Genomic DNA, 18,531 nt, shown 5'->3' with positions numbered 1-18,531 from the left:
CCCGTCGAGCCGCAGGATCCGGGCGGACCTGAATTTGACCTGCCCGTGAACCTGCGGGGTAGCTGGTTTGTTGCGATTTACCGGTCTTGCTTGGCCTGCTGGGCCATCCACGCCTCCACCTCGTCCACGGTCTTGGGAATCTGCTTGGAGAGCCAGACCGGCCCGTCCTCCGTCATGAGGACATCATCCTCGATGCGCACGCCGATGCCTCGGAACTCAGGCGGCACCAGCAGGTCGTTGTCCTTGAAGTACAACCCTGGCTCAATCGTGAAGATCATGCCGGGTTCGATGGCCGCCCCCTGGTAGGACTCGTAGCGGGCCTCGGCGCAGTCGTGCACGTCCAGTCCCAGGTGGTGGGCGCAACCGCAGGCGTGCCAACGGCGGTGCTGCTGGCCTTGGGGGGAGAGCGACTCCTCCACGGAAACCTTGAGGATGCCCCACTCGTGCAGGCGGGTGGCCAGCACGCGCATGACCGTATGGTGGATATCCGAGTATGTGGCGCCAGGCTGGGCCGCCTCGAAGGCGGTCTGCTGGGCTTCCAGCACGGTTTCGTAGATGCGGCGCTGGATGGGGCTGAAGTGACCGCCCACCGGGAAGGTGCGGGTGATGTCCGCCGTATAGAGGGAGTTGACCTCCACGCCGGCGTCAATCAGGAGCAGGTCGCCCTGGCGAACGGTGCCGTTATTGCGCATCCAGTGCAAGACCGGAGCGTGGGAGCCCGAGGCGATGATCGAACCGTAGCCTACGTCGTTGCCCTCCTCGCGGGCGTTGGCGTTGAAAGCGCCTTCCAACATGCGCTCCGAGCGGGGCTTGCCGACCACTTCGGGCAGGCGGCTCAGGATTTTGTCGAAGCCGTCCTTGGTGGCCGCGATGGCCTTGCGCATCTCGCCCACCTCATAGGCATCCTTGATCATGCGGGCCTCGGAGGCGAACTCCTCGAACTTGTTGTCGGAAGCCACCCCCTCATCCGGGCTGCACTGCCCCTTGGCCTTGCGCACCGCCTCCACCTGGGCGGTGACGCCCTGGTCGGTGTGGCGCAGGACCCGCAGGCGGACGGACCCGTCATCGGGGCCCACGCCAGAGGCGATCGCGCTTTCGAACTCGGCGATGTCCCGGGTGGGCAGGCCTGTCATGACCGAGAGTTCCTGGAGCCCGGCGCGCGGGCCCACCCAGTACTCGCCGTACTGGGAGGAACGGTAGTAATCGCGGGTGGACTGGTCGGCCCGAGGGTGCACGAACAATTCCGCCTGGTGGGTCGCTCCCGCCTGGGCTTGCGCGGAGTCGGCAGGCAGCGGGTCCAGGACCAGGATGGCGCCCGGCTCCAAGTCCTCTCCCAATCCTGTGTAATAAGCGAAAGCTGAGTCGGGGCGGAAGGGGTAGTCGTTGTCGTTGTTGCGGGTCTTATAGTCGCCGGCCGGGATGACCAGGCGTTCGCCGGGGAAGCGCTTACCGAGCTTGGTCAGGCGCGCGCCGATGTACTGGGAGGACTCCAGCGGCTTGACGGCGGCCTCTTGCTCGCCCCAACCCTGGGTCATGAACTCTTGGAAAGTCGCTGAATTAGGGCGCAGGGTGCGGTTGTTCACCCGGTCCGCCATGTCCTGCTCGTTGATGTCCACGTCCGACTCGTCCGGCGTTGTGCTGCCTGCCATGCCATGCCTCCTTGATATGCGCTTGGGGATTGGACCGCGCCCAATTCGCGTCACCTGCCAGCTGATAGGGCCCATCCTAGTTGCACCAGGCGAACTCGCCGGTCTTAGCCTGGGGCCGAGCCGGGCGGGCGCGGACCTGGGAGCCACTTAGAATGGGATTCAGTCATAAAAAGTACGAGAGGCGCGGGTTCTTACGCGCCAGTCGGAGGCGAGAGTTCCGGTTATGTCTTATGAGCATCCCAACAGCCAGGGTCGCAGCATCCGCGAGGTGGAGCGGGAGATCATGGCTCGCCCGGCCGAGCACAACACGACCAATCTGAACCTGGACCGAATGCGAGCCATCCTCGACCTGATGGGGAACCCCGAGCGTTCCTTCCGCGTGGTCCATATCACCGGGACCAACGGCAAGGGGTCCACCGCACGCATGACCGAGGCCATCGCCAGAGCTTACGGCCTGCGCACCGGCCTGTACACTTCGCCCCACCTTGAGCGGATCAACGAGCGGATCGCGATTGATGGGCGCGAGTTGAGCGATGACGACTTCGTCGACGTTTACGAGCAAATCAAGGATTTGGTGGCGATCGTCGACGCCAAGAGCGCCCAGGAGGGCGGTCCGGCCATGAGCTTCTTCGAGGTGCTGACCGCCATGGCCGTTTGGGCTTTCGCCGATGCGCCGGTGGATGTGGCCGTAGTCGAAGTCGGCATGGGGGGCATGTGGGACGCGACGAACGCCCTGGACGCGGATGCCGCTATCATCGGTCCGGTCGACATGGACCACATGCAGTGGCTGGGCGACACGGTCGAGCAGATCGCCACGGAGAAGGCCGGCATCATCAAGCCTGGTTCCACGGTCATCGTCGGCCCGCAGCCCCACGAGGACGAGGTCATGCCGATCATAGAGGCGGCGGCGCGCGAACGCCAAGCGTCCGAGATCCTGCGCGACGGGCGCGAGTTGGAGGTCGTGGCCAGGCAGCCGGCCGTCGGCGGGCAAGTCGCCACCCTGCGCACCCCCAACGGCACTTATGAGGACCTGCCAATCGACAAGTTCGGCGACCACCAGGCCCACAACGCCTTGTCCGCCTTGGCTGCGGCCGAGGTCGTCGCCCCGGTCAACGGAGCTTTGAACTCCGACCTGGTGGCTGAGGCCTTAAGCCAGGTCAAAGTGCCCGGACGGATAGAGCAGGCGCGCTCCTCGCCCACAATCATCATTGACGGGGGCCACAACCTCAATGCGGCCCAATCCCTGCGCGCGGCGATCGAGGAGAACTACAGCTTCGAGCAGGTCGTCGGCGTCGTCGCCATGATGCGCGACAAGCAGGTGGAGGAATACTTGGGCGTCCTGGAGCCCTTGCTCAGCCAGATCGTGGTGACCGAGAACTCCTGGCGGGAGCGGGTCATGCCGGCCGAAGAGCTGGAGGTCATCGCCAAGCGGGTCTTCGGCCCAGACCGGGTCTTGCGTCGCGATGCCCTGCCCGACGCCATCCAAACAGCCGTGAATCTGGTGGACGAGCAAGACGAGCTGGGCGTCGGCTATGGGCACGGAGTCCTGATTTGCGGGTCCTTCGTCACAGCTGGCGACGCGCGCGCCCTGTTGAAGGAGCACATGAGCCCCGACCTGCGCAAACCCAAGGCGGAGAGGGCCTGATGTACCTCAAAGAGCTCAGCCTGCGAGGGTTCAAATCCTTTGCCGCACCCACAACCCTGCGCTTCGAGCCGGGCATCACCGCCGTGGTGGGCCCCAACGGTTCGGGCAAATCGAACATAGTGGATGCCCTGGCTTGGGTGATGGGTGAGCAGGGGGCCAAGGCCCTACGCGGCTCCTCGATGGAGGACGTGATTTTCGCCGGTACCTCCTCGCGGCCGCCCCTGGGCCGGGCTCAGGTGAGCCTGACCATCGACAACTCCGACCGCACTTTGGGCATCGACTACACCGAAGTGACGATCTCCCGCACCATCTTCCGCAACGGGGGCTCGGAGTATGCGATCAACGGCTCGGCCTGCCGCCTGCTCGACATCCAGGAGCTTCTGTCGGACACAGGCTTGGGCCAGCAGATGCATGTAATCGTCGGCCAGGGGCGGCTGGATGCCATCCTGCGCGCCGACCCCAGCGGGCACCGGGCCTTCATCGAGGAAGCCGCCGGCATCTTGAAGCACCGCAAGCGCAAGGAACGGGCCTTGCGTAAGCTGGCTAACACCGACGACAACCTCGCCCGCCTGGATGACCTGCTGTCTGAAATCCACAGGCAGCTGGGTCCACTGGGGCGGCAGGCCCGGGTCTCGCGGAGGGCCGACGGCATCGAAGTCAGCCTGCGCGATGCCCAAGCGCGGATTTACGCGGAGGACGCTGTCAAAGCCAGGCAGTCCCTCGACGACGTCCGGGAGGAGCTTGGCAGGGTCAGGGAGGAGCTGGCCGAGCGCCAGCGGCATCTGGCTCAGGTGAAACTGAGAATCGAGCAGGTGGAAGCTCTGAGTCAGAAGTCCAACCCGCGGATCAGCCGGATTAACCAGGTTTGGCACGACCTGACCCAGCTCCAGGAGCGCTACAGCTCCTTGATCTCCCTGGCTGGTGAACGAGCGCGTTCCTTGCAGGGGCAGATGGAGGGCGCTGGACAGGGGCCCGACCCGGAGCTCCTGGCCCGCAGGGCCGAGGAACTCGACGCCCAGGGCCGGCGGCAGGCCTCCCGCTTGGAAGAGAGCCGGCTGACCTTGGACCAGGCGGTGGAGGTGAGGGCCAGCCAGGAGCAGCAGTTGGCCGCGGCCCGGCAGACCCTGACCGAACTGCAACGCACGGCCCGCCAGCACGATGCCCAGTTGACCAGCCTCAAGGCCCTGGTCGCCAAGGAGGAGTCCGCTCTGCAACTGGTTGAAGGGCGCCTGTCCGACGCCCAAGTCCAACGTGACGCCGCAGCTGCTCAGTTGACCCAGGCCCACGAGCAGGAGGAGTCCCTGGAACTTGAAGCCCAGGCCGGGGCGGGACAGGGCGAAGACGGCCTGGCGGCCCAGGAGGAGGCCGAAAGGGCCCGCGCCGCCGCCAGGCAGGGCTTGAATGACGCCCAGGAGACCCAGCGCAAGATCAACTCGCAGAGAATAGCGCTCGAAGCCAAGGCCGACGCGCTGAGCGACACCTTGGAATCGCGCTCGGCCTCGGAGCGGCTCTCCGCTGAAGGCGGCGTGCGAATGCTTGGCCGACTGGCGGACTTCATCCAGGTGGAGGAGGGGTGGGAGGAGCCTGTGGCTCACGCCCTAGCCGACTATTCAGGCGCGATTGTGGTCCGCGACGGGCAGGGAGTCCAACATGCTTTGGAGAAGGCCCACCAGGACAAGCTGGGTAAGGCCGTGCTGCTGACTCCCCTGGACGTGGGGCACGAGCAGGGGCAGGACCTCGGGCAGGCCCGCGCTCCCGCCAGCACCGCGCGGAGGGATCGAATTCGCAGCGCCGCCAGTTTGGTCAGCGCCCGATCCGATGTGCTTGACTCGAATCAGGCCCAGGGTGTGCTGGCGGCTGTCCGCCTCCTGCTGTCCCGTACAGCCGCGGTGGAGACTGGCCGTGATGCCATGGAACTGCTGGCATCCGCAGGCTCCACAGCGAAGGGGGCCTGGGACGAAGTGCTGACCCGTGAGGGGGACGTGTTCACCGCTGTCGGTGCCATTGGCGGATCTGGTCCAGCCACGAGTGATTTGGCCTTGGTCGCCCGGAGGGACAAGGCCTTGGCAGGGGCGCAGGGATTGAGCGGGCAGTTGGATGCCGCCCAGAAGGCCGTGGACAGGGCTCAGCAGAGCTTGACCCAGGCTGAAGACAGACTGGAGGAGGCCAAAGCCAAGAGGACCGAAGATCGGCTCAAGGCTGAGCAGGGCGCCAAGGCCCTGGCGTCCGCCAGGACGCTGACCAGGCAGCAGGAGGCGCGGCTCCAGACGGCGGAGCATCGCATCGAGGTACTGGGGTTGGAGGTCAAAAGCCACCAGGCCAAGTTGGAGGATCTGCAAGGGACGCTTCAACAAGCCGAACGTTCCGGATCGGAGCAGGTCAATGTGGACGAGTTGACCGAGCGGGCCCGGCGGCTGGAGGAGGCCCTGGACCAGGCCCGTGCCGCCGAGATGAAAGCGCAAATGGCTTGGAACGACGCTAAGGGCAAGGGTGAATCACTAGCGCGGCAGTCGCAACTTCTGCGCACCCAGGCCCAGGAGGCGCAGCAGCGGCGGGAACGGGTGGCTCGGCTCAACCAGGAGCGGGCGGAGCGGATCAGCCTCCTGGGCGAAGTGGGCCACGACGCGCGCGCGGTCGTAGGACTGTTGGCAGCCAGCCTTGAGCAAACGGTGGAGGAACGCGATCGCCTGCAATCCCAGGTTTCCTCCCATGACAGCGAGCTCAAGGACCTGCGGACCCAGCGCGATGGCCTAGAGCCGCAGGTGGAGGTCCTGCGGGCCAAGGAGCATGACCTTGATGTGAGCCGGGAGCGTCTGGCCACCCAGTCCGGTCAGTTGATTCAAAAAATCAGCGACGACTTGGGTATGGGTGTCGATGAGCTGATTCGGGACTATGGGCCCGAGCGTCCTGTACCGGTATTGGATGAGACCGGGGCACCGGTCCCGATGTCTGGCTCGCTGGAGGAACACCGGGAGAATGCGGGCAACGACCAGAAAGGGGCAGACGCTCTCGCCGGGCATGTGCATGTCGGGGCTTGCGAGACCGTGCCCTATGTGCGCGAGGAGCAGATCAAGCGGCTGAATAAGGCCAAGCGTGATTTGGCCGCCCTGGGGAAGGTCAACCCCCTGGCTGCCGAGGAGTACGAGTCCTTGAAGGCGCGCAACCAGTACCTGAACGACCAGCGCCAGGACGTGGTTAGCTCCCGGGACGATTTAAAGGATTTGATCAAGGATCTGGATCGGACGATGATCGACGTCTTCAAGTCAGCCTTTGACGATACGGCCGCTGCATTCGAGCAGATGTTCGCCACACTCTTCCCGGGGGGCAAGGGGAGACTGCGTATGGAAAACCCGGACGACCTGCTGACCACCGGCGTGCTGGTAGAAGCCAGTCCGGCCGGCAAGAAGGTCAAGCAGCTCTCCCTCCTGTCCGGCGGCGAGCGTTCGCTGACGGCCTTGGCCCTCCTCTTCGCCATCTTCACGGCCCGACCCAGCCCCTTCTATGTGATGGACGAGGTGGAGGCGGCCCTGGACGACGTGAACCTCTCCCGCCTGCTCAAGGCCTTCAACCAGTTGCGCGAGCACGCCCAGCTGATCATCATCACCCACCAACAGCGCACCATGTCAATCGCTGACGCCCTGTACGGGGTGACCATGCGGGCCGATGGTGTGACGGCGGTCATCTCCCAGAAACTGGCCCAGGGCCAGGAGGCCCTCGCCGGCGACTGAAACGCGAACACCGCGCTGAGCGCCTCTAGAGCCTGGGCCGGGCTGTGGACCGATTGCCAAGCGCATTGACGGATCGGGTCAGAGCCGAGGCTTGAGGGCCAAGGCCGCAGCGTTGACAGCCAGGCGCTGGCGGTCTACTTGCCCTGCTCCGCCTTAGCCCGACGCACCACCAGGTCCACGGTGACCGCTTGCGCGTCGACAATCGGCAGCTCTGGCAAGGGGAAGGCCTCGTTCAGCGCCGAGAGCTCGGTGCAGCCCAGGAGGACTGCGTCGCAGCCGCAGCCATCCAGTAGTTCGTGGATTACGCCCTCATAGTGGCCCCGATCGAGCCTGCCGCCTTTGACGTCCTCGTAAATCAGCGCGTTCACACGCTCTTGCAGACCGTCCCCAGGCTCCACCAGCTGGTAGCCTGCGTCCTTGGCCAGTCGGCGGTAGAGACCCGAATCACGGGTGCCTTCGGTGCCCATGAACCCCAAACGGGGGTGATTGGCCGCAGGGTAGTGCTCGCTCGCCCACTCTATCGTTGTGCGGGGCATATGGATGATCGGCACGCTCGTGCCCGCTTGGAGCCGCTCGTGGAAGTAGTGGGCCGTGTTGCAAGCGATCACGATGAAAGAGGCGCCCATGTCGCTGGCCTGCCGCACATCCTCGGCCAGGGCGGGGTAGGGGTCCGGCTGGTTGTGGTCGTTGATGTAGGCAGTCCGATCAGGTACCGAGGCGTCGTTGAAGACCAGATAGTTCAGGAAATCCTGGTCGCGGCCGGCGCCGGTAGCCCTGTCCAGGGTCCGGGTGAAGCTCTCAGTCGCCAGCGTCCCCATGCCGCCTAGGATGGCGAAGAAATTCCTCATCGCAAATCCCCCTTCCGCCTGAAATACTGCTTATAGCGCTTCTTGTAAATGCTGAACATGTGCCGGATCATCAGCCAGCGCAAGGGCGACATGTCCCGCCGGTACTCCAGGGTGGTGCCCCAGTCGCCGCGCTTGATCATGTCGATGCCTCGGCTCTTATCCTCGCCCGGCTCAATGTAGTTGGTGAAGATGGACTTGGGGATCTCCATCCATAGCTTGGAGCCCCGCGCGTACAAGGTGCGCCCGTCGAACGGGGCGTCCTCCACCAGGTCTTGCACAAAGTAGGTAGCCAGGTTGGCTCCATTGAGGGTCACGAAGTAAGAGGAGCGGCCCTGGCGCAGGTTGATCTCGAAGAGCTTGTAACGTCCGTCGCGCTCGTCGTATTTCATGTCGAAGTTGGCCACGCCCTGGTAGCCGATCGACTCCAGGAAGGCCTTGATGGGCCCGAACACTTTTTCCTGGTAATCGGGGATGATGGCCGCGTAATTGCCCACCGCCTCCGGGGTCGGGTCCTCCAGCAGGGGATGGCCCAGGCACATCATCCGCACGCGATGGTGCTGGTCCACGTAGGCGTTCAGGACCCTCATGCGGGAGTCGTCGCCGGGGATGAAGTCCTGGATGATCATTTCGCCAGTGTATCCGGCTTCGTAGGAGCGGCGAATCGTGGTCTCCAGCTCCTGTGGATCGTCGATGATGAAGGCTTTCTTGCGGCCTGGAAAGTTCACCGAGAGCCAGGCGTCAGAATCAGCCGGCTTCATGGCAACGGGGTAGTTGAAAGGCAGGTTGCGGTAATCGCCGCGTTCCACGCCCTCCGCGTCCAGGCTGATCGTGGCAGGGTGTGCCAGCCCGTGCTTCTCGCACAGCTGGTAGAAGGAGGATTTGAGTGAGAGCTGTCGGTTGAGTTCCGGCCTCAGGGTGTTGAAGGCGTAGTAAGGCTCCAGCTGCTCGCGGGCGCCGGCCAGTAGGTTGGCGTAGGTGTCGCCGCAGGGGATAAGGAGCAAGCGAACGCCGGGCCGTTCGCGCTGCATCCGCTGAGCGTATTCTCTCAGGGTCTGAACGAATGCCGCCGGACGGTCGAAGCCTGGAACCAAGTGCACGTCAATGATTCGGCTGTACTTGGTGGGGCTCAGCTGGAAATGGGCGAAGGCTGTGGAGGTCATGCCGTAGGCCTCGTGGAAGGCCCGGGCCATGCCGTAGGCGTTGATGTCGGAGCCTAGGATCACTGGTTGGAAGTCGCTCATGGCGCTCACTCGCTCGCTTTCTCTTGCTGGGTTTGGGGGTCGCCGGATTTGAGCAGGCGGGCCAGGACGTGGTCGTCGCCTTCGTAGGGCACATGCTTGCCCTGGCGCTTGATCCATCGCTCCTCGCCCTTGCCGATGACCAGGATCGCATCCAGACGCTCCGGGTGGCTCTGGGCTCCTCTCACGGCCTCAGCTATGGCCTCGCCTCGGTCCTGGATGATTGAGGCGTCCAACTGAGGATTGGTTACGTTATCCATCATCTGTTGGCAGATGCTTTCCGCAGGTTCGGACGCCAGCTCGGTGTCCTCCTCGGTCAAAATCAGCCGGTCGACCCTGTATTGGGCGGCATCGACGATCTCCTTGCGCCGGTCCACGGCCTTGCCGCCGGCTGATCCGGTGACCAGGGTGATCGACAGGGGCTGCCCGCCGTACTTATCGTGGACGAAGTCCAGGACGGCGCTGGTGGAGGCGTAATTGTGGGCGTAATCCACATAAGCCACAATCCCCGGCGCGCTCAAGCGCTCCATGCGTCCGGAGATGCGCACCTGGCTCAAGGTCTGGAGGTCGGATTCGCTCATCGGCACGCCTAGGGCATCGACGATCGCCAGGGCTGCGGCCGCGTTGGCCCCGTTGAACAGGCCGTCCATGGCCAGTGTGAAGGAACCGGCTGGGTGGCCCTGCCGGAGGGCTTGGAAGGCGTTGACGCCGGGATTCCGCCGGTCGACCTGAGCCACCCAAGTAGCGGCCTGCCCAGGATCGGTCCCGGATGGACCGGTCCCCGCGTCCAGGGCGAACGTGGTGATTGGAATGCCGGCCTTCGCCGCGTCCTCCTTCACCAGTCCCTCATAAGCGTGGTCGGCCCCCAAGACCAGGAGACGGCTGTTATAGGCGATCTGCCGCTTGCAGTACAGGTAGTCCTCGAAGGTAGGGTGCTCGACGGGGCTGATGTGGTCGGACGAGATGTTGAGGAAGGCACCCACGTCGAAGGTCAATCCGTGGACTCGGTCCACCTTATAAGCCTGCGAGGAGACCTCCATGACCATGTAGCGCATACCCGCGTCGGCCGCCTGCCTCATCATGCGGAAGAGGTCGAGGGACTCGGGCGTGGTCAGCTCGGACTCGGTGTAGGTGCGCCCGTCCAAGCAGTTGTCCACGGAGGATAGCAGGGCCGCCCGGCCGCCTGAGGCCTGAGACAGCAAGGCCTGCACGTAGTACGCGGTCGTGGTCTTGCCTTTGGTGCCGGTGATGCCCACCAATTTGAGGAGCTCCTGGGGGCGGCCGTAAAACTCGGCCGCCAGCAGGCTCATGGCCTGGCGAACATTCGAGACGATAAGGCCCGGGGCCTGCGTCCGTTGGGAGAAGTCCTCCTCAGCCAGGTAGGCGGCCAATCCGGCCTGGTCCAGACCATCCATGAACCGAGCCTGGAAGTGGCCCTTGCAGCACAGGAGGGCGCCTGGGCCCACTTGCCGGGAGTCGTAGGTGATCGAGGTGAAATCCTGATCCGCCGACGGCCCCTGCGCCGACAGGGTCCACCCCTCGGGCCCGATCAGCTCCCGCAGAAGCCCGTGGTCCTTGAGGATTGCGAGTGCTGAATTCAAGCTAAGTGCCATGCTCTGCTAGTGCCTCCTGAGTGCTGGATTCGCTCACAGTCTACCGCCGGGCCTAGGCCTCGTCGGCGTCTTTGCTTCACCTGGCGCGTCCGTGTCTTCCTGCGCTCGTGGGCCGACACCAGCCTGGTCCGTCGCGGGGTGGTTAGAGCCAGCTGGCGTTCATCATCCGCCGCCTGTTGCCCCGTGCTTGGGCCCAACGTTGGTAGGATTCGCACCAGTCCGCATGGGCCTTGCGCTGCCAGTCCATCAGCTCTCCCAGGGTCAGATGGGCGACTTGCGGGTAGAGCGTCGTCATGGGCTTGACCAAGTCGACGGCGGCGATGGTGTCGGCTGCGGCGTTATGGAAGTTGCCCCGGGGAACCACCCCGTAGTACTCGCAAGTGTATGAGAGGGACCGGCGCCCCCGGCGCTTGGAGACGGCCCGGTCAATGACCAGGGGGTCCACGACCAGCATGGAGTCGGTTTCGAACGGTTGCAACTCGCCTTCGCACCAGCGGGTTATATCGCCGTTAAGCATTTGGATGTCGAAGGGGGCGTTGTAGGCCAGAAGCGGGATGCGCTTGGCCTGGGCTTGGGCTATCAGACGGCCTATTTGTCCGATTGCTTGCATCGGCTCGTCCCCATGCTCGGACAGGTACTCGTTCGTGAAGCCGTTGACCTTGCTGGCTCCGGAACTGATGCTGCGGTGGGGGTTGATTATCCATTCGGCCACCATGTCGCCCTCGAAGCCCAGAGCCGGGTTGCGCAGGATCAGGCAAGCCGATACGATGGCATCTTTGCCCGGTGTGACTCCGGTGGTTTCGGTGTCCAGGCCCAGGAGCCAGGACTCGGCCAGACTGGTCTGATCGTCCTGCTGGCTGGCTGCGGTCAAGTGCTGCTCAAAAGCGGTAAGCGTGTCGGACATACTGCCTATTCTCCTTCTCTCATCTGGCAAAACCCGCCGATGGTCCGCGGTGTCCACAGAGATGGCACAATGGAAGTGTGGCGGAACTGTCTGAGCTGGAGGGGCGCAAGAGGCGCTTCGAACAGCTCGCTATGCCTGCGGTCGACGTGCTGTACCGGCAGGCCATGAAGCTGACCAATAACCCCGAGGACGCACAAGACCTGGTGCAGGACACCTTCGAGCGTGGCTTCAAGGCCTTTGACCGGTTTGAGCCCGGCAGTAACTTCGAGGCTTGGATGACCACGATCGAGCGTAACGCTTTCTTCAATCAGTACCATAAAGCCAAACGGCGCCCCCAACGCGCGAATGGCTCAACCGGCGAATACAACGACTGGGATATTTACTCAGCTTCTGAGCATAGCTCTGAAGGCTTAAAGTCGGCTGAGCAAGAATATTTGGAGACTTTCGCGCCCGAGGAGATCATGGCAGCCTTGAATACGCTGAGTCCGGAGCGCCGGCGGGTCTTCATCGACGCGGCGATCGACGGAAAATCATACCAACAGGTGGCCGATGAGCAGGGCATTAAGATCGGCACTGTGATGAGCCGGCTGAACCGCGCGCGCACCCAGCTCAAGCAGGAGCTGCAAAAATACGCGGCGGAACGCGGGTACGGCCTGGAATCCGGCGCGAATGGCGACGGCGGCGGTCGCAAGGCTTTAGCGGGCTCGACCAGCTCAATCGCAACGGCTGACACGGACCCAGGACAGGGTCCGAAGGGGCATAGGGCCGACACGCCTTGAGCGGAACGGTGCGAACGGGGCTTAAACGGGTTTACGATAATTTATCAGGAAACACACAGGCGGAAGGGGTAGCGATGGTTGCGCGCATCGAGATGAGCCATTACTCCTCCAAGGACAGGCAGGTCAGCGTGACCCACGCCAGCCTGCGTATCTCCGCTGTGGGGTCCGGCGAGAGCGCCCTTCCTGGTGACTGTTTCGATCCGCGCGCTTGCTGCGATGAGCAGGAGCGGCGGCTCATCGAGGAGTTGCGCGCCTATCTGCGTCCCCAAAGCGCACCGGCCTGTTTGATTGAGCGCCTCCAGCGCATGTTCGACACCTTGGTGGAAGCCCCTGAAGAGGATGGTGAATTGGACCGCACGGCGCAGCGTTCGGTCTGATGGCGGGCGTCGTTCGTTGGGCAGCGTGAAGCCGCTTTTCCTGGGCGGTTAGCGGATTTCAGGCAATCGTTCGGCCGATTCCTTCTCCCTTGGTCGGCTAAGACTCACGGCTAGCGGCGGCTTCCGGCTTCCGAGGCCCCCCCCCCCCCGAACCGATACGACGACGCCCGCGGATTCAAGTGCTGTGATTTGAATCCGCGGGCGTCCTGCCATTCGCTCAAGTGGCGAGCGAAATCAGGTGTTTGGCCGCTTGCCGTGGTTGGCGGCCTTCTTGCGGCGATCCCTGCGCTTGCGTCCGCGCATGCCCATGATGGACTCCTTTGCTGCTGATCGAATAAGCCTCGACATAGTATCGCACAGGCTCCCGACCGCCGCCAGCCGTTAGGGGGATGCGGACGGGAGCCTGCGGTTGGAATCAGGCCTGCTCAGCCCGGTATCCGACCTGGGTGGTGTAGGTCTGGCCCGGCTCCAGGGCCACCAGATCCTTACCGGTCCGGAAAGCGTTCGCATAGGCGGTCATCGGTTCAACGGCCACGCCGGCCGGGCGGAAGGAGGCATCGAAGCCGGTGCCGGTGCAGACCTGCCAGGCGTTGATGGTCTTATCCCCCCAGAGGGTCAGACGGATGCCGTCCGGACGGGTCAGAACCGCCGCCGAACGCCCCTGCCTGTCACGTTGTGGGTCGCACCAGGCGTCGTCGAAGGAGCGGCCCTTGAGGCTGGGGCCGTCGGTGAGGTCGTAGTCGCCCTGGACGGTCTCCTCGCCGGTGGGAATCAGCCTGTCGTTGACGCGCACATGGGTGCGGCAGGGCACCAGCAAGGAGCATGCCTCGTTGTCGGCCTGGATCGCGTCGCCGCGGTGGTCTTGACCATTGGACAGCCAAGGGTGGATTCCGAAGGCCCAAGGGGCGCGTTCTCCGCCTTGGTTTTTGGCGCTTACAATCATGGTCAGCCCATCCTCGTCCAGGACGTAGGAGACGGTGACTAGGAGGTCGAACGGGTAGTAGGGCAGGGAGGGTGTGCGCCAGGACAGGCTGACGCTGGACTCGCTGAGCTCATCCAGCTGCCAGTAGTACCGGTAACCGTAGCCGTGGATGGCTGTGCCACGCTCATGCTCGTCAATCGGCATGTGGTAGGTCTTGCCATCGAAGCGGTATTCGCCGTCCTCGATCCTGTTGGGGAAGGGGACCAGGACGCACCCGTTGGAGCACGGAATCGCCTGATCCTGCCTGAAGGAGGCGATCAGGTCCTTGCCACGGTATCGCAGGACCCGCAGTGTGGCTCCCTGCTGGGTGACGATCGCCTGGTAATCCCCGTGCGAAATCGAATACTGTTGCCCGGTCCTTGGCATCACTGCCTGCTTGGCGTCCTCGCTCATCATTGACCTTCCCAATAGGAGAATGCGTTACCGCTCACATTCTACCGTCGCCTCCCCTCCTTCCGCCAGGCTTGTTTCGCGCGTGTGGACGGTTCCCCGTTCGCCCGCCGGTCGGTCGGTCTTCAAGCGCACGGTGCCTGGTAGGTTCCGCCTGACGCTTACCCCAGGCTTGGGGGTGTCGTTCCGTCTTTACGCAGGAACGTCGCGGTCGACGGCAACCATTACGTCTCGGCAGAGCGGGCTCGTTCGGCAACCCATGGGCATGAGGCGCCGCCCAGTCCAATCTTTGGTAGCCTTAGGGGCAGCGCCATCTTCCACTGTGTCAGCACAAGGCGCTTACGGCTTGGATAGCGGTCAGTCACAGGCCAGGGGAGCGGTGCTGGCCCCCAACAAGGCGATCAGATCGCCCGGCGAGACCGCCACGTCGAAGCCGCGTTTGCCACCTGAGACTAGGATGCGGTCGAAGGCCAGGGCGCCCTGATCCAGCACCGTACGGTGCTCGCTGCGCTGTCCGAAGGGGGAAATGCCGCCAACGACATAGCCGGATTCGCGTTCGGCCGTGCGTTGGTTGGCTAGGCGGGCCTTCTTGGCGCCTACCGCTGCGGCCAGGGCCTTGAGGTTCAACCGTCCTGACACCGGTACGATGCCGATCACACGCTCGGAGCCTGTGTCGGCCATCAGGGTCTTGTAGACCTGGCCTGGGTCCATCCCCAGCTTAGCCGCCGCTTCGGCGCCATAGCCGCCATCCATATGGTCGGCCGAATGCTCGTATTCGTAGGGAGTGAAGGCCACGCCTGCCGCCTCCAACTGTGCCACCGCCGGGGTGGAGGCATCCGTCCCCTGTCGTTTCGATCTCTTGCCCATGCCTGTATAGTAAGGCTCAGTCGCCTACATCGGGAGGGAAGTGGGGGCATGGAGGCCTTCAATGCTTGGCTCCTGGCCACGGTCTCTTTGGGCTGGGGGTTGTGGGCGCTCGCGTTCGCGGCCTTTTTCGATGCTCTGATCATCCCCATCCCCACCGAGCTGATGGTGCTTGCCCTCGCTTCGGCCTATCGGTCCACCGGGGCTCCCGCGCCCTGGTCCGTCTTCGCGGTTTGCGCCCTGGCCTTCGCGGGGGGAGACGTTTGCACTTATTGGCTGGGCCGGTCGGTGCCCCTGCGCAGAATCGTTTTCTTCCGTAGCTCCCTGGGCAAATCGGTCGTCTCCTGGGCCCACCGGGCCTTCGAATACGGTGGAGGATTCTTCACCGTGGCCTCCCGGTTCGTGCCCTCGGGGCGCACGGTCATCAACCTGATCGCCGGGGCCGCCCGCTACCCCCTGGCCCGCTACTTGCCTCTGGCGGCCTTGGCTGGGTTCCTCTGGTCGATTTACATGTGGACGCTAGGCTACCTGGCCGCGGGCTGGCTGTCCGATAATCCCTTGGCGGTCATGGGCCTGGGATTCCTGGCTGGCATGGTCGTCGGAGCGGCCTGCGACGCGGTCATGAAGTTGGTCTCCCGCGCTCGCTGAGGCTCCGGGCGATGGGGTTGCAGGGGTTTTGGATATGCGATGGTAAAAGGCGGTAAAGGCAAGGGCCCGGCCACGCTGGTAATTCGCGTGGCCGGGCCCTTGGGCTTGACTGTATCAGTCAGCGCTCATGCTTACTTGGCGATCTTGGCGAAGTAGAGCAGGGTGCGGATCATGTTGCAGGTGAAACCGTACTCGTTGTCGTACAGGGAGACGGTGCGGACCAGCTGCTCGTCACCGGCGTTGTTCACGTCGGTCTGGGTGCCGTCGATGACGCCCGCGTGGGTGTCACCGATGACATCGGAGGAGACGATCGCATCGTCGTTGTACTCGTAGTACTCGCAGTCGGCGGGGAAGGCCTTCTTGAAGGCGTCGTTGATCTCCTCGACCGTGACCTTCTTGTTCAGGATTGTGGTCAGCTCGGTGACGGAGCCGTCAGGCACGGCCACGCGCTGGGCGTGACCCTGGAGCTTGCCGTCCACGGAGGGGATGACCTTGCCGATGGCCTTGGCGGCACCGGTGGAGTGCTCGATCGTGTTGATCGCGGCGGCGCGGGTGTTGCGCGGCTTGGAGCCCTTGGGGCCGTCCAGGAGCATCTGGGTGCCGGTGTAGGCGTGGATGGTGGTCATGTATCCGATCTTGATGCCGAATTCGTCGTCCAGCACCTTGACCATCGAGGCCATGGAGTTGGTGGTGCAGGATCCGGCGGACACGATGTTGTCGTCGGGCTTCAGGATGTCTTCGTTCACGCCGTAGACCACGGTGGGGGTGGTGGCGTCCTTGGCCGGAGCGGAAATCAGAACCTTCTTGGCGCCAGCGTTCAGGTGGGCCTGAGACTTCTCGGCGGAGGTGTAGAAGCCGGTGCATTCCAGCACGTACTCCACACCGTCGTTCTTGACCCAGGGGATGTTGTTGGCGTCCTTCTCGGCGTAGACCTTGTACTCCTTGCCATCCACGACAATGGCGTCGTCGGTGGCGGAGACCTCAACCGGGCTGCCGTCGTCGTGACGGAAGCGGCCCTGGGTGCTGTCGTACTTGAGCAGGTAAGCCAGGATGGCTGGGGTGGTGAGGTCGTTGATGGCCGCGACCTCGATGTTGCCGGCCTCGCCGCCACGGGCCTGAAGCTCGAAGATGCGACGGAATGCCAGGCGACCGATACGACCGAAGCCGTTAATACCAATCTTGACTGTCATGTATACTCCCTCAGACTCTGACCAGTCGCCGGCCTAATGTGAATCGGCCAGCGGCGGTCATTTGTTGCTAACGACTCATATTCTAACGCTCAGCATGTACTTCCACCTTGCGAATATCTTTCTTGTGAGTCCTTCTAAACGAACATTCAAAATGTGGTAATTTGTTGTGGCTTTCCATGTTCATTCGCTCAATTCTTGTGCGGCTGGGCGTTAAGATGACCCTCCCAATCGCTCATGCGGAAGCCCACAAGAACCTGCCCGTCGTCCACCAGAATCGGGCGCTTGACCAGCATGCCGTCGGTGGCCAGCAGATGGAGGGCCTCGTCGTCGCCCAGGGCGTCGGGTCGCTGGTCCGCTTCCAACCGCCGGTAGGACATGCCCGAGGTGTTGAAGAAACGCTTGACGGGCAGCCCGCTGAGTTGCCACCAGCGTTTGAGCTCCTCGTACGTGGGGTTGTCTGTCTTGATATCGCGCTCGACGTAATCCACCCCGTGCCCATCCAACCAGGCGCGGGCCTTGGCGCAGGTTGAGCAGCGCGGATAGCAGATGAATAGGGTTTGCGCGTGGTCGGCCATGGTGAACGCTTCCTTGTATGTGGTGGCTGTGGTTAATCGCTTATCTACGTTGCCGGAGCCGCCCGGCATGCGGGGTTCATGCGTCGCCGGGCGGCTCCACTGGTCTGATGCGGTTGAGCCGGGCCGAGGGCGAGGTGTCCAGTGGGCCCAGATTGCCAGCGGGTTCCAGACTGGTGTGCCAGCTGGGCCTGGGCGCGGACAGCGGGTAGCTGACGATCAGACTGCCCTGGCCCACTTCGATCCGAGCCGGATGGCCGTCCAGGAACTCGTTGCTGACCCCGGAACCGCAGCTCATGCCCTGGTCCAGTTCCGCCCGCTCCAAGCCGTATTTGAGTCCTGTTTCGCTGACTTCGCGCGAGATGTCGGAGGCGGAGAAGACCGAGACCATGCGGCCGTCCTCCGGGCTGGGCCACCAGGCGGGGAAGTCCAGCCGGCCGTCGCGAATGACGGTGAGGGCCAGTCCATCGCCTACCAGCACCCCGTGGCCACCGCTCTGGGCCAGCAAGCATAGGCAGGCCACGTTCGCGATCGAATGGTCGATTCTGCCGCCCAGCCCGCCCAGGATGGTGAAGCGACGGAAGCTGCGCGCCCAGCCGAGTTTGAGGGCCGCCTGCATGTCGGTGTCGTCTTTTTCGGCCGGCAGACGAATGACACCGCCATCCGCTCCCTGGGGAGGAGAGGAGATTGAGTCGAAATCTCCCACGATCAGGTCGGGCTCCAGTCCCGCGGCCCGGGCCCGGTCGGCGCCGCCGTCCGCCGCGATTACCAGGCCGTGGCTTTCTAGGCACCCCGGTTCGGCCAGGCTGTCGTAGTAGTCGCCTGCGCCGAACACCAGGCAGACATCCCTGCCGTTTGCCTGAGACATTCCCGCCTCGCTCTCCGCTCGCCCTATGCCACCGTCCCACGGCTGGCGCCCTATGGTTCCCAGCCTAGCGAGTGGGGGCGGAAACCGGCAGGGAGGGGTGGCGGGGGCCTGTGAGGGGAGGGGGGCACGGGCGGCTATACGAGAGGGTGTGGGATGGAAGGATAGTGGGAGCCGTGACGGAATACGGGAGGGGTGGGAGCTGTTGTGCGGGTACTGGGCTGGAGGAGCTGGCGCAG

The 18,531-nt window shown here is 64.0% G+C and carries 16 protein-coding genes; 5 read left to right on the top strand and 11 right to left on the bottom strand.

All coding sequences use genetic code 11. The features are described 5' to 3' along the window. Window positions 1-77: 77 nt before the first annotated feature. On the bottom strand, window positions 78-1,649 hold the full coding sequence (locus AB656_RS03080; RefSeq protein ID WP_033503809.1) for an aminopeptidase P family protein: 1,572 nt from the start codon (window positions 1,647-1,649) through the stop codon (window positions 78-80). Window positions 1,650-1,872: 223 nt separating this feature from the next. Between AB656_RS03080 and AB656_RS03075 the strand changes: the two genes are divergently transcribed. Together AB656_RS03075 and smc are read left to right on the top strand one after the other, a co-directional pair. After that, a complete protein-coding gene (locus AB656_RS03075; RefSeq protein WP_033503811.1) occupies window positions 1,873-3,294 on the top strand; it encodes a bifunctional folylpolyglutamate synthase/dihydrofolate synthase in 1,422 nt (473 codons plus the stop codon). Further along, window positions 3,294-7,022, top strand: coding sequence for a chromosome segregation protein SMC (gene smc / locus AB656_RS03070; RefSeq protein ID WP_033503812.1), 3,729 nt, complete (start codon window positions 3,294-3,296; stop codon window positions 7,020-7,022). The genes AB656_RS03075 and smc overlap by 1 nt, the downstream gene beginning before the upstream one ends. Before the next feature lie 134 nt (window positions 7,023-7,156). Here smc and AB656_RS03065 read toward each other — a convergent pair whose 3' ends face one another. The 4 genes from AB656_RS03065 to AB656_RS03050 form a co-directional block, all read right to left on the bottom strand. Then, window positions 7,157-7,870, bottom strand: a complete 714-nt coding sequence (locus tag AB656_RS03065; protein WP_033503813.1) for an aspartate/glutamate racemase family protein — start codon at window positions 7,868-7,870, stop codon at window positions 7,157-7,159. Then, complete coding sequence (locus tag AB656_RS03060; protein ID WP_033503855.1) at window positions 7,867-9,111, bottom strand: carboxylate--amine ligase; 1,245 nt, start codon at window positions 9,109-9,111, stop codon at window positions 7,867-7,869. Before AB656_RS03060 ends, AB656_RS03065 begins: the two co-directional genes overlap by 4 nt. A gap of 5 nt (window positions 9,112-9,116) precedes the next feature. Then, on the bottom strand, window positions 9,117-10,721 hold the full coding sequence (locus AB656_RS03055) for a UDP-N-acetylmuramoyl-L-alanyl-D-glutamate--2,6-diaminopimelate ligase (RefSeq protein ID WP_051905296.1): 1,605 nt from the start codon (window positions 10,719-10,721) through the stop codon (window positions 9,117-9,119). A 142-nt stretch (window positions 10,722-10,863) separates the two neighbouring features. After that, on the bottom strand, window positions 10,864-11,625 hold the full coding sequence (locus tag AB656_RS03050) for an exonuclease domain-containing protein (protein WP_033503814.1): 762 nt from the start codon (window positions 11,623-11,625) through the stop codon (window positions 10,864-10,866). Window positions 11,626-11,756: 131 nt separating this feature from the next. On the opposite strand from AB656_RS03050, the gene AB656_RS03045 reads away from it, so the two are divergent. Continuing rightward, window positions 11,757-12,404, top strand: a complete 648-nt coding sequence (locus AB656_RS03045; RefSeq protein ID WP_051905432.1) for a sigma-70 family RNA polymerase sigma factor — start codon at window positions 11,757-11,759, stop codon at window positions 12,402-12,404. Window positions 12,405-12,478: 74 nt separating this feature from the next. Next, window positions 12,479-12,781, top strand: a complete 303-nt coding sequence (locus tag AB656_RS03040) for a hypothetical protein (protein ID WP_236681901.1) — start codon at window positions 12,479-12,481, stop codon at window positions 12,779-12,781. Between the two features lie 234 nt (window positions 12,782-13,015). Here AB656_RS03040 and AB656_RS08170 read toward each other — a convergent pair whose 3' ends face one another. From AB656_RS08170 to ybaK, 3 genes are all read right to left on the bottom strand, one after another. After that, the gene (locus tag AB656_RS08170; RefSeq protein ID WP_099327425.1) at window positions 13,016-13,090 is read right to left on the bottom strand and encodes a 50S ribosomal protein bL37; all 75 of its coding nucleotides are present in this window, start codon (window positions 13,088-13,090) and stop codon (window positions 13,016-13,018) included. 106 nt (window positions 13,091-13,196) lie between these two features. After that, window positions 13,197-14,159, bottom strand: coding sequence for an aldose 1-epimerase family protein (locus tag AB656_RS03035; protein WP_081924857.1), 963 nt, complete (start codon window positions 14,157-14,159; stop codon window positions 13,197-13,199). Between the two features lie 351 nt (window positions 14,160-14,510). Further along, entirely contained in the window at window positions 14,511-15,020 is a 510-nt protein-coding gene (gene ybaK, locus AB656_RS03030; RefSeq protein WP_033503817.1) for a Cys-tRNA(Pro) deacylase, read from the bottom strand. A gap of 48 nt (window positions 15,021-15,068) precedes the next feature. Here ybaK and AB656_RS03025 point away from each other — a divergent pair, with 48 nt between their 5' ends. Continuing rightward, window positions 15,069-15,665, top strand: a complete 597-nt coding sequence (locus AB656_RS03025) for a DedA family protein (RefSeq protein WP_051905295.1) — start codon at window positions 15,069-15,071, stop codon at window positions 15,663-15,665. Between the two features lie 131 nt (window positions 15,666-15,796). Here AB656_RS03025 and gap read toward each other — a convergent pair whose 3' ends face one another. The 3 genes from gap to AB656_RS03010 all read right to left on the bottom strand — a co-directional run bounded on the left by gap (window position 15,797) and on the right by AB656_RS03010 (window position 18,295). Further along, window positions 15,797-16,855, bottom strand: coding sequence for a type I glyceraldehyde-3-phosphate dehydrogenase (gene gap / locus AB656_RS03020; RefSeq protein ID WP_033503818.1), 1,059 nt, complete (start codon window positions 16,853-16,855; stop codon window positions 15,797-15,799). A 188-nt stretch (window positions 16,856-17,043) separates the two neighbouring features. Further along, the gene (locus tag AB656_RS03015; protein WP_236681900.1) at window positions 17,044-17,499 is read right to left on the bottom strand and encodes an arsenate reductase family protein; all 456 of its coding nucleotides are present in this window, start codon (window positions 17,497-17,499) and stop codon (window positions 17,044-17,046) included. A gap of 7 nt (window positions 17,500-17,506) precedes the next feature. Next, entirely contained in the window at window positions 17,507-18,295 is a 789-nt protein-coding gene (locus tag AB656_RS03010; protein ID WP_033503819.1) for a thiamine diphosphokinase, read from the bottom strand. Between the last annotated feature and the right edge of the window lie 236 nt (window positions 18,296-18,531).

Origin of the sequence: Bifidobacterium actinocoloniiforme DSM 22766, assembly GCF_001263395.1 — a bacterium.
Lineage (GTDB): Bacteria > Actinomycetota > Actinomycetes > Actinomycetales > Bifidobacteriaceae > Bombiscardovia > Bombiscardovia actinocoloniiformis.
Note: the sequence above shows the minus strand (reverse complement) of the source record. Positions and strands in the feature narration are given on the sequence as shown.

Bases quoted from the DNA above. Each gene is read 5' to 3' on its own strand.
- AB656_RS03080 (WP_033503809.1), bottom strand. From the start codon at position 1,649: ATGGCAGGCAGCACAACGCCGGACGAGTCGGACGTGGACATCAACGAG.
- AB656_RS03075 (WP_033503811.1), top strand. From the start codon at position 1,873: ATGTCTTATGAGCATCCCAACAGCCAGGGTCGCAGCATCCGCGAGGTG.
- smc (WP_033503812.1), top strand. From the start codon at position 3,294: ATGTACCTCAAAGAGCTCAGCCTGCGAGGGTTCAAATCCTTTGCCGCA.
- AB656_RS03065 (WP_033503813.1), bottom strand. From the start codon at position 7,870: ATGAGGAATTTCTTCGCCATCCTAGGCGGCATGGGGACGCTGGCGACT.
- AB656_RS03060 (WP_033503855.1), bottom strand. From the start codon at position 9,111: ATGAGCGACTTCCAACCAGTGATCCTAGGCTCCGACATCAACGCCTAC.
- AB656_RS03055 (WP_051905296.1), bottom strand. From the start codon at position 10,721: ATGGCACTTAGCTTGAATTCAGCACTCGCAATCCTCAAGGACCACGGG.
- AB656_RS03050 (WP_033503814.1), bottom strand. From the start codon at position 11,625: ATGTCCGACACGCTTACCGCTTTTGAGCAGCACTTGACCGCAGCCAGC.
- AB656_RS03045 (WP_051905432.1), top strand. From the start codon at position 11,757: ATGCCTGCGGTCGACGTGCTGTACCGGCAGGCCATGAAGCTGACCAAT.
- AB656_RS03040 (WP_236681901.1), top strand. From the start codon at position 12,479: ATGGTTGCGCGCATCGAGATGAGCCATTACTCCTCCAAGGACAGGCAG.
- AB656_RS03035 (WP_081924857.1), bottom strand. From the start codon at position 14,159: ATGATGAGCGAGGACGCCAAGCAGGCAGTGATGCCAAGGACCGGGCAA.
- ybaK (WP_033503817.1), bottom strand. From the start codon at position 15,020: ATGGGCAAGAGATCGAAACGACAGGGGACGGATGCCTCCACCCCGGCG.
- AB656_RS03025 (WP_051905295.1), top strand. From the start codon at position 15,069: ATGGAGGCCTTCAATGCTTGGCTCCTGGCCACGGTCTCTTTGGGCTGG.
- gap (WP_033503818.1), bottom strand. From the start codon at position 16,855: ATGACAGTCAAGATTGGTATTAACGGCTTCGGTCGTATCGGTCGCCTG.
- AB656_RS03015 (WP_236681900.1), bottom strand. From the start codon at position 17,499: ATGCCGGGCGGCTCCGGCAACGTAGATAAGCGATTAACCACAGCCACC.
- AB656_RS03010 (WP_033503819.1), bottom strand. From the start codon at position 18,295: ATGTCTCAGGCAAACGGCAGGGATGTCTGCCTGGTGTTCGGCGCAGGC.